The sequence below is a fragment of the Flavobacteriales bacterium genome (assembly GCA_020435415.1).
Classification (GTDB): domain Bacteria; phylum Bacteroidota; class Bacteroidia; order JACJYZ01; family JACJYZ01; genus JACJYZ01.
Genome location: JAGQZQ010000108.1, coordinates 1 through 9,597 on the forward strand (window position 1 = coordinate 1; position 9,597 = coordinate 9,597).

8 protein-coding genes are annotated in these 9,597 nt (G+C 48.4%); 3 read left to right on the forward strand and 5 right to left on the reverse strand.

What is annotated here, in order from left to right; genetic code table 11:
* The coding region (locus KDD36_13340; protein ID MCB0397632.1) for an ABC transporter permease at positions 1 to 973 on the forward strand (973 nt) is incomplete at its 5' end.
* A 97-nt stretch (positions 974 to 1,070) separates the two neighbouring features.
* Here KDD36_13340 and KDD36_13345 read toward each other — a convergent pair.
* Positions 1,071 to 2,468 (reverse strand): MATE family efflux transporter, encoded by a 1,398-nt coding sequence (locus KDD36_13345; GenBank protein ID MCB0397633.1) that lies wholly within the window; start codon positions 2,466 to 2,468, stop codon positions 1,071 to 1,073.
* Positions 2,469 to 2,503: 35 nt separating this feature from the next.
* Positions 2,504 to 3,355: a hypothetical protein gene (locus KDD36_13350; protein MCB0397634.1), complete on the reverse strand. Its 852-nt coding sequence runs from the start codon at positions 3,353 to 3,355 to the stop codon at positions 2,504 to 2,506.
* 182 nt (positions 3,356 to 3,537) lie between these two features.
* Here KDD36_13350 and KDD36_13355 point away from each other — a divergent pair, with 182 nt between their 5' ends.
* Both KDD36_13355 and KDD36_13360 read left to right on the forward strand, forming a co-directional pair.
* Positions 3,538 to 4,440 (forward strand): hypothetical protein, encoded by a 903-nt coding sequence (locus KDD36_13355; GenBank protein ID MCB0397635.1) that lies wholly within the window; start codon positions 3,538 to 3,540, stop codon positions 4,438 to 4,440.
* A gap of 35 nt (positions 4,441 to 4,475) precedes the next feature.
* Positions 4,476 to 5,018 carry a hypothetical protein gene (locus KDD36_13360; protein ID MCB0397636.1) on the forward strand — a complete coding sequence of 181 codons (543 nt, stop codon included), beginning with the start codon at positions 4,476 to 4,478 and terminating at the stop codon, positions 5,016 to 5,018.
* A gap of 70 nt (positions 5,019 to 5,088) precedes the next feature.
* On the opposite strand, the gene KDD36_13365 is transcribed toward KDD36_13360, so the two are convergent.
* The 3 genes from KDD36_13365 to KDD36_13375 form a co-directional block, all read right to left on the reverse strand.
* A complete protein-coding gene (locus tag KDD36_13365; protein ID MCB0397637.1) occupies positions 5,089 to 5,676 on the reverse strand; it encodes a hypothetical protein in 588 nt (195 codons plus the stop codon).
* 79 nt (positions 5,677 to 5,755) lie between these two features.
* Positions 5,756 to 7,459 carry a sodium:solute symporter gene (locus KDD36_13370; protein MCB0397638.1) on the reverse strand — a complete coding sequence of 568 codons (1,704 nt, stop codon included), beginning with the start codon at positions 7,457 to 7,459 and terminating at the stop codon, positions 5,756 to 5,758.
* Between the two features lie 105 nt (positions 7,460 to 7,564).
* Positions 7,565 to 9,597: LmbE family protein (locus KDD36_13375; protein MCB0397639.1), on the reverse strand; the 2,033-nt coding region annotated here is incomplete at its 5' end.

The following is a 9,597-nucleotide window of genomic DNA, read 5'->3' on the forward strand; positions in this document are numbered from 1 at the left end:
ACCCGGGGACGATCAATGGTTCAGGGCAAGCAATAACGAGGTTGTTCCCATGCCGGGGAGATTCCGCCACCGACTGGGTACAGGCAAACGAGGCGAAGATGTGTTGTCCGGCCTCATCCATGGCACACGGGTCTCGCTAACCATCGGATTACTTTCTATGGGCATTGCTGCTCTTTTGGGAATCCTGTTCGGTTCACTGGCCGGCTATTTCGGAGACAACAGGCTGGCAACCACAAGGGGGCGTTTCATTACGGTATGCATTGGCCTGTTGTTGGCATGGTACTATGGATTTTCCGTTCGTTCTTTTGCGCTGGCAGATGCACTCTCCGCCTCAAACGCTTCCATCCTGCTCTCTTTGATGTGGAGCCTATTGATCTTCCTTGGCATTTGCCTGGTCAGCTGGTGGACCGGTGGATATGTGGCCCGGATTCCAGGTGCAGAAAAGAAAATATATATTCCCGTGGATGCCGCCATCTCCCGCATGATTGAAATCCTGATTTCCCTACCCAACCTGGTGCTTATTATTACGATAGCCGCTATTGCGAAACCCAGCATGGTTAACCTCATGATCATTATCGGGGTGACGTCGTGGACAGGTATTGCCCGCCTTACACGTGCTGAGTTCCTCAAGATCCGAAACCTTGAGTACATCCAGGCCGGCCAGGCCCTGGGTTTCTCAGAGGCACGGGTGATCTTCAGACATGCCCTTCCGAATGCCATCGCCCCGGCGCTGGTTGCCGTGGCCTTTGGCATTGCTTCAGCTATACTCGTGGAATCCGCCCTTTCCTTCCTGGGTATCGGGGTTCCTGCAGACATTGTTACGTGGGGATCCCTGTTGTTCAGCGGCCGTGAACATTTTGCAGCATGGTGGCTGGTGGTCTTCCCCGGCATTGCCATCTTCGTAACAGTAACGGTTTATAATCTTTTGGGAGAAGGCTTCCGGGACGCCATTGATCCAAGACACAAGCAGTAGATAATGCTTTCTTAGAAATCCCTCGCGGTGCTTCGGGATAACATGGCCATTATGCAAAATGGAAAAAAGATAAAAGCGCGCGGTTAGGTCGTGCGAATTAAACCTCTACCACCTTCCACTTCCCTTTTCTGAACACCACAAAACTGATGATCACCAGCACAAACTCCGCAGCTGCCACGCAGGACAACACACCTAACGGACCAACATCCATCAGGTATACCAGGCAATAGGCCGCTGGGATCTGGAGAACCCAAAAGGTGATGAAGTTCATCCATGTGGGCGTAGCTGTATCACCAGCGCCATTGAATGCCTGTGCCAATACCATGCCCCAGGCAAAGAAGATATATCCGAGACTTAAAACACGAAGGGTCAGAACGCCGGATTCCAGTACCACCCCTTCTGCCTTGAATACCGCCAACACCTCATACGGAAAGAAATAATACACCAGCGCCACCGTGCCCATGAAGGCCATGTTCATCCATCCGGTGCGCCACACACACTGCTCTGCACGATCGGGATTTCCGGCACCAAGATTTTGCCCCACAAGCGTTGCCGCAGCATTGGACAGTCCCCAGGCAGGCAAAATTGTAAACACCAGTACACGTATACCCAGGGTATATCCGGCAAGCGTATCCTCCCCGAAATGCGCCATTAGCCTCATCAGAAAAACCCAGCTGGCGGAAGCGATGATGAATTGCCCTGTTCCTCCAGCGGCTACTTTGATAAGTCGCCCAATCAACGTCGTATTGATATTCCAGGAGATATGGTGAAACTTGATGGCACCTTTTCCTTTATACAGATGATAGAATTGGTATAGCACACCTACGCCCCGGCCGATATTGGTGGCGATGGCCGCACCTTCAATGCCCATCTCAGGAAAAGGCCCCACGCCGAAAATAAGCATGGGATCAAGAATGATGTTCAATCCGTTGGATATCCACAAGGCCCGCATGGCCAGAAAAGCATCCCCGGCACCGCGAAAAATCGCATTGTTGATGAAGATGAACATGATCACAAAATTCCCGCCTAACATCCATCGTGTATACCCGGAATTCTTTTCAACCATAGCATCACCGGCGCCCATCAATCGCAGGAGTTCTCCCGCAAATACCAGACCGATCACACATATGAGAAGTGATATGCTAAAGGCAAGCCATAGAGACTGCACACTTACCTCTGCCGCTCCGTCCGGATTCTTCTCACCGATACGTCGCGCCACCATTGCCGTGACTGCCATACTCGCCCCGAAAGCGAGGGAATAAACCAGTGTAAGCATCGATTCGGTGAGTCCCACAGTGGCAATGGCATCCACGCCGATGCGTCCGACAAAATAAATATCCACCACCGCGAACAATGACTCCATGGCCATTTCCAGGATCATGGGAATGGCCAGCAGAATAATGGAAGTATTGATCGACCCTTTGGTAAAGTCAATGGACTCGCCGCGAAGCGACAGGGATATGACCCTGAATAACCGGGTCAGGAATGATTTCATGAGTTCAGATGAGTTTAGCGAAGGTGAACTGCCGTCTAGTGTTTTGTCTCTTTCTTCAAACCGCCTTCATTGTCATAGGATTGCTCCAGTATCAACTTTCCGGACTCGTCATACTCCTTCCAGGTCTCTATCTTCACATAGTCCAGTGTGTTCATACTGTATCGCACCTTTCCCTCCATTTTCACTTTGCCATTCTCGAAATACTCACGCTTGTCAAATATTTTATGCTTTTTATCCACCAGTACCATTTCGGTCTGCGGAAGACCACTTTCATAAAAGTACTTGTTGATGATCTGATATTCGAAACTCTTGTGGTTCACTTCCTGGTATTCCAGCTTACCGTTGGGGTAATAATCTTCCCATTCCAGCGCATCACCATCTTTGTAAGTCACCTTTGAACGTACCTGTCCGTTTGGGTAGTAGCTGACGAGTGTGCTACGGAAATCATCCTTGCTCCTGTACTCCCTTTCCAGTTGGCCACTCTCATAATAATTGAAGTAGAGGTTCACCAGCTGGCCGTTTTCATAATAGCCTTTGTGCTTGAGACTGCCATTGAGATGACGGTCTTCAACCCAGCCGTTGCAGAGTTTACCATCGCAATAACGAACTGAATCTCCACCCAGTCTCAGATTGAGGTTCTCATAAGTTCGGATACCATCAGGGAAATGTGTGCTGGTATTGACCAGATCTTCCATGTTGATTGCATCATCCTTGCTGCCTTCAGCCAGCGCCTGGTCATTCTGTGCAAAGGCTGTCGTAGATGCAACGATGCACATAACTGATGCCAATCCAAAATATTTATAAACCCAATGCAAACGGTAAAATTCCATGACGACCAAATGTATATAAAGTTTGGCAAATACATAAGAACATCCGATTAAATCCATCGCTAGCGTAACAGGGTTTTCAAATATTAATTAATCGTGACGCGGTCAACAATCCGATGGCGGGCTTTCTAATTTTTTGATTTTATGTAAATTCGCCTTCATAACATGACCCACCTGCGTATGGGTAAATCCCTCAACTCGGTGGTTTCGGGTTAAAACTTGAACCGTTAAATAATGAATCAATGAAATATCCCATCACTGCTTATTTTTTGAATATCACCCTTGCGGCGAGTGCACTTCTGGCATCCTGCGGAGGAGAAAAGGCGCCGGTAGAGGTTATGCCGGACGAAGAGAAGACGGTGACAGAAGAGACGTCTGTTCTCAAGGTGGATGACCGCCTGATTGTATTGCCATCGCCTGTACAGATGAGTGGCCTGATCCAGAAGTCAGGCGCAGCCTTTAAAAAAGATCTGCTCAGCTCAACTGCCAATTCCACGAAGTACACTACCGTGTTTCAACAAGCGATGAATATGGGCGTATACGGTGCGGATGCCGGTTATGCAAGTGCCTTCGGACAATCGCAGGTAGCCATGGATTACATGGGTGCTGTAGGGAAACTGTCTGATCAGTTGGATTTGAATGCAGCCTTTGGCAATGACATCATTCAGGGATTAAAAGCCGGCGGCAGTAAAGAAGCGATGATGGGTCTTGTGGCCACCGCCTATAAATCATGTGATGAACTGCTTGATAAAAATGAGCGTACGGATGTTGCAGCCATGATCGCCGCAGGTGCATGGATAGAAAGCATGTACTGCGCAGTGGAAGCATATAAAGCAAGTAAATCACAGGCGCTGAGCAATTGCATCGGTGATCAGAAATCTACCCTTAACAACTTGATATCCCTAATATCCGGTAGCTTTAAACGCGATGAGCAACCAGACTTTGCCAACGTGGTGGACACACTTTCCTATATTGCCCAGGAGTACAACAATGTCTACGCGACCTATAACTATGTCGCAACCACGGATGATGCCGGCAACAAGAAGAGCACCATCAACAGCACCAACGAGGTTACCATCAAGGAGGAGACCATCGAACGCATCAGCGCATACCTTACAGGACTTCGCCAAAAGATCACCAATTAATCATGACCGCACCTAGAAGCACAAAGCCATCTGATATGATAAAAAAACTGACCATCGCTTTTGCCATTACCGTGATTACCGCTGCCTCCGCCACCGCACAGTGCAGCGATAGAAAGTCATACCGGGATATCGAAATTCCATGCTACAAAGAATTCTCAAGTGCTGAATTCATTACCGACGGGCAGCAATACCGTGAGTACCTGAAAGGTGGTCAAATGGCCGAGTACAAGATCACCTTCTTTGCCAATACAACCTACCGGTTCATTACGTGTACCGGAAATTCCGAGATTCAGGTGGCCTGGTTCCTTGAGGATGAAAAGGGCAATGTGTTGTTTGACAATACCAAGCACGACAATGCCAGGGTCTGGGATCTGGAGTTCAAATCAACCATGGATTGTCATCTGAAATTCTATATCGCAGGACAAACGCCCGTAGCCCGCACCAGCATCATCAATCCACTGGATACCATGTCTGACAGCCTGAGGGAGATAGTGGAAGCCAAGATGAAGGAAGAAAAGAAAGACGAAGCTCCGGAAGTCAGTGGGTGTGCATCCGTAATGATCAGCTTCAAGCAGTAAGTAAAACCAGTTTGCTATGATTCAATGATGACTTATGATCGATCATTGAATCATAGCAAGGTCAACCCGATTATTCGGTAGGCGCTGCGAAACCTTCGATCTTCAGTTCCACCACACGCTTGTTCTCACTACCGTGGCGGTACATGAACAGTTCCATCCGGATTTTCTTACCCGCTGAATTTCCTACTTTTTCAGTGAAGATGGTTTTCTTAAAATCCGTTCCTTCCAGATATGAATCGTTGCTGGCATCTTTCTCCTCAATGGTCCATGCAGATTCCGGTAAACATGCTTTCATCTTCCCATTCACTTCTTCGTATGCAGACTTCAGCTTTTCGGTGATCTTTGCCCATTCATCCGTTGCGAAGAACACCTCATAGGTCGGATAGCTTGCACTCATGCTGATGTAGCCTTTGAACTCCTCCGAGAGCTCCACCTTACAGAGATCAAAAGGGCGATCTTTCCCTGAAATCTTCTTTGACGACTTCTCTCCTCTTACATCTGTAAAACCGGCTTTGCCCGACTCGATGATCTTGGTGAGATTTGCACACAGATCTATTTCCTTGTGGCTGTTAACGGAAGTTCTGGATGAATAGGTAAAAGCAGATGCCACTATGATGACCGCAACTGCCAGCAGAGTATTTATGCGTTTTTGTTTCATTGTATGCTTGTTTTTGAGGGTTCCAAAATACATATTGATGCCTACTTTTTCAAATAGGTCTTTACAATGAATATGCTAATTACCGGGACCGGGAAATATTTATTCCGGGCTCTCCGTCCCCACCATCCATGTACTGCAACAAGGCACTTAACCCCATCACAATAGCAGGTCCCAGAAGATTGTACCATAGATACGCTATATGTATTTTACCATCCCGGTCCAGCATAAAGAGTACGATAATGGTAGCCTGAGAAATGAGTGCCGCGATGAACACGGCTCGCCCCTTGACACGCTTCATCATAAACGCTACCAGAAATATCCCCAGGATGGTGCCGTAAAACAAAGAGCCTAAAATATTCACGGCTTCAATCAGGTTATCGAAAAGAGAGGCCAGTACTGCAAACAGAATAGACAACATACCAAATGCAAACGTCATCCAACGCGAAGCACCAAGGTAATGTGCATCACTTCCATCCCGGTGCAATTGGCGCTTATACACATCGATGGTCGCTGTGGACCCAAGGGCATTTAGTTCTGCGGAAGTACTGGACATCGCTGCGGAAAAGATCACAGCCAGAAGCAGGCCGATAAGCCCAACCGGCAGATAGTGCATGATAAAATGAATAAAGATGTAGTCGTTGTCACGAACTTCCGCTTGATCATCCGTGTCTTTGATAAGCGTAGCAGCCTCTGCCCTGAGTTCGGATTCCCTGACCGACCATTTCTCAATTTCTTCACCGCCATTTCCCGCGGCCAGCGAAGTCAGTATCTCTTCCTTTTTCCGGGCATGTACGTCCTCATAACGCTGCTGCAGGACATCGTAGGCTGTCGCCTGTTCACCTGCCATCACCACTGTTTCGTTGTGGGCATTAAAATGCAACGGGGGACGCTCGAACTGAAAGAACACAAATACCAGAACACCGGTAAGAAGAATAAAAAACTGCATCGGTATTTTCAATACCGCATTAAACATCAGCCCCATCCTGCTTTCCCTTACTGATCGGCCTGAAAGATAGCGCTGGACCTGGGATTGATCCGTTCCGAAATAACTAAGCTGAAGAAAGAATCCTCCCAATAACCCAGACCACAAATTGTAGCGGCTGTCTGCATCAAAATCAAGACTGATAATTTCCATTTTCCCCATCATCCCTGCTACATTCAGTGCATCCCCAAATGATACATACTCACCGAGGTAATCCACCAACAGGAAGAAGGCCACGAACATGCCGGCAAAGATCACAGCCATTTGCTGTTTGTGCGTTTGACTTACCGCACGGGTACCTCCGGAAACCGTATATATAATGACCAACACACCAATAAACACAATGGTAAAGTTCAGGTCCCAGGCGAGAATCTGGCTAAGGATAATAGCAGGTGCATAGATGGTGATCCCGGCAGCGAGGCCACGCTGAATCAGGAACAATGAAGCAGTCAGCAATCGCATACGCAGATCAAAGCGCTGCTCCAGGAACTCATAAGCGGTATAAACCTTCAACTTATAGTAAAGGGGAATGAACACAGCGGCGATGACAACCATGGCAAGGGGAAGGCCGAAGTAGAACTGGACAAAACCCATCCCATCTGCATATGCTTTCCCCGGCGTGGAGAGAAAAGTAATGGCACTGGCCTGCGTGGCCATCACGCTCAAGCCGATGCTCCACCAATTGGCATCTCCACCTTTAAGGTAGGAATCAATGTTTTTACTTCCCCGGCTCTTCCATGTGCCATATCCTACAATGAAGAACAGCACAGCAAACATTACGATCCAATCAACCCCCGTCATCCGTACATCCTGGTTAGGAAATAAAATATGACGATACAAACCACCTCGATCGCCAGCACGGTGATGTAAATCTTACGCCAGTGATCCCTGGTCTCCGGTATATCGTTATGGTTGTGATCGCTCATAAGAGATGAGGTTCACAAACAAACGAATCGCTCCCGGTACTCCAGCCGGAAGTTGTCTGAAAAAGGAAATGCCGGTATAAATGAAGGCACCGTCTCCATAATCTGCGATCAGCAGGCCACCTTTCTTTTCGGCTTCATCAGGATCATGCCAACCGATGACGGGTGTATAATGTTCATCCCATTGATCAGCAAAATACAGTCCGCGTTCCTGGACCCAACCCAGAAAGTCGGTCACCTCTATCTTATGCGGCCGGTCCAAAACGGAATGCCGGGGTTCCAATACACTTGCAGAAGCAGTTTCTTTGGTAACGCGGTCCCTGGAAAGGTGGAACGGATACGGCCCCAGCATCTCTTCGGAAATGCCGCCACTGGTATTATATTGAACAAGCAGCAAGCCTCCGGCATGCACATAATCCATCAACAATGCCTTTTTACCGGGAAGCCACGCCTGGGTGTTGTATGCCCGGATGCCGGTAATGATGGCGTCAAAACGGGAAAGATCGGTGGAAGACAATGATTCCTCATCCAGCATTTCTACGGTAAAACCAAGTTGTGTCAGAGCAGCAGGAACATCATCGCCGGGTCCCATGATATAACCGACTGCCATAGGCTTTGATTGCAAGTCAACTGCGGTAAGTGGAACAGATGCCGACGGAAATATCAACTGAGGGCGTATGTGGGTATAGGTGATCTCTTTCTCCGAAAACAATGTCTGTTCCTTGCCATCACTTGTTATAACCGCAGTCATCTTTCCTATGGATGTTTTGTCCGGTGCGGTCAGCGTAAAATGTAACAACTGTTCATCACCTGCCTTTTGCAGATCCACGGTTCGACTTAGAGGAGATGAACTCCAACCTTTCGGAAGTTGTAGTTTAATCTCTCCCGATTGTGTCACCCTGCTCCATGATTTCATGGTCAGGGTCACATCCACCAGCTTTCCTTTGGCTGTAATGACTGAAGGTTGGGCAAAATTGGCCGTTACCTGAGGTGCTAGAATAAGAGGTCGCAACCTCTCAGCATCCACCCGGTCCGTCCAATGACACATCACCGGGACAGTATAATCCAGACTTACGCCACCAACTTCCAACACAAACTGAGCGGTTAGCGTGGGTGGATTTTCCGGCAGCCCAACCTGGTGCTGGAACGGAATATGAAACACCCCTTCCACATCTTCCCGCTGCAACCAATAGGGTTGATCTCTTTGACGTTCAGGCACGGTCGCGATCACGTCCTTTTCGAATGCTTTATTGAAAGCGAGGGATGTATTCACAACCGTATCGTGACCGGCCACACGCATGTTCTTTAGCTTAACTGCTTCCTTTCCCCTGCGGATCACTGATAATTCTATTTTAACATGCTCACCTCCCGGCACTGCATATTCTTCCGTCCACGCATGTGCATGAACGCCAGCGCAATTCAGGATAAGTTGCTTTACCTCTTTCAGTTTCACGACTTTCCAGTGGTTATCATCCAGGGCGTCTATCTGCTTATATACATTTACCAGTGGCAACACCAATTTTTCAGGATGATAAGGATCGTAGGTAGCAATCAGTTTTGCAATGGAATGACCAATGGCCTCTCCCCCTTTTATTCTTGACCAATGGGTATCCACCCCGTCGAACAGTTTACCGGATGCCCTTTCGCCTGCGGTATGCTGAAGGTAGTCCAACTGGGTGCCTCTTGCCCTGGACGCCCCGAATCCCTGACTTTTGTGCATGCTGCGGCTTAACGCGGCGATCTCATTATAACTCATGCCTAACACAGGGTTATAGGCGCCCACGTCCAGTGTGATATAATCAGGATTATCCACTGCCAGTTTTTCGATTTCCGGATTCCACCAGGAACTGGCATTGAAGAGCAATCTTTTGGGTTGCCAGACCGATACGGCATTCAATTGTTCAGGATATGCTTTTGGGTCCGCAGCCAGCTTAAAGGCCTCCTGTGCCAGCAACGCGGAGGACGAATGGTGGCCATGCCCGCCGTAGTTACTATCCGGGGTTGGAAACCGGGTAA

Bases quoted from the DNA above. Each gene is read 5' to 3' on its own strand.
- KDD36_13345 (MCB0397633.1), bottom strand. From the start codon at position 2,468: ATGAAATCATTCCTGACCCGGTTATTCAGGGTCATATCCCTGTCGCTT.
- KDD36_13350 (MCB0397634.1), bottom strand. From the start codon at position 3,355: ATGGATTTAATCGGATGTTCTTATGTATTTGCCAAACTTTATATACAT.
- KDD36_13355 (MCB0397635.1), top strand. From the start codon at position 3,538: ATGAAATATCCCATCACTGCTTATTTTTTGAATATCACCCTTGCGGCG.
- KDD36_13360 (MCB0397636.1), top strand. From the start codon at position 4,476: ATGATAAAAAAACTGACCATCGCTTTTGCCATTACCGTGATTACCGCT.
- KDD36_13365 (MCB0397637.1), bottom strand. From the start codon at position 5,676: ATGAAACAAAAACGCATAAATACTCTGCTGGCAGTTGCGGTCATCATA.
- KDD36_13370 (MCB0397638.1), bottom strand. From the start codon at position 7,459: ATGACGGGGGTTGATTGGATCGTAATGTTTGCTGTGCTGTTCTTCATT.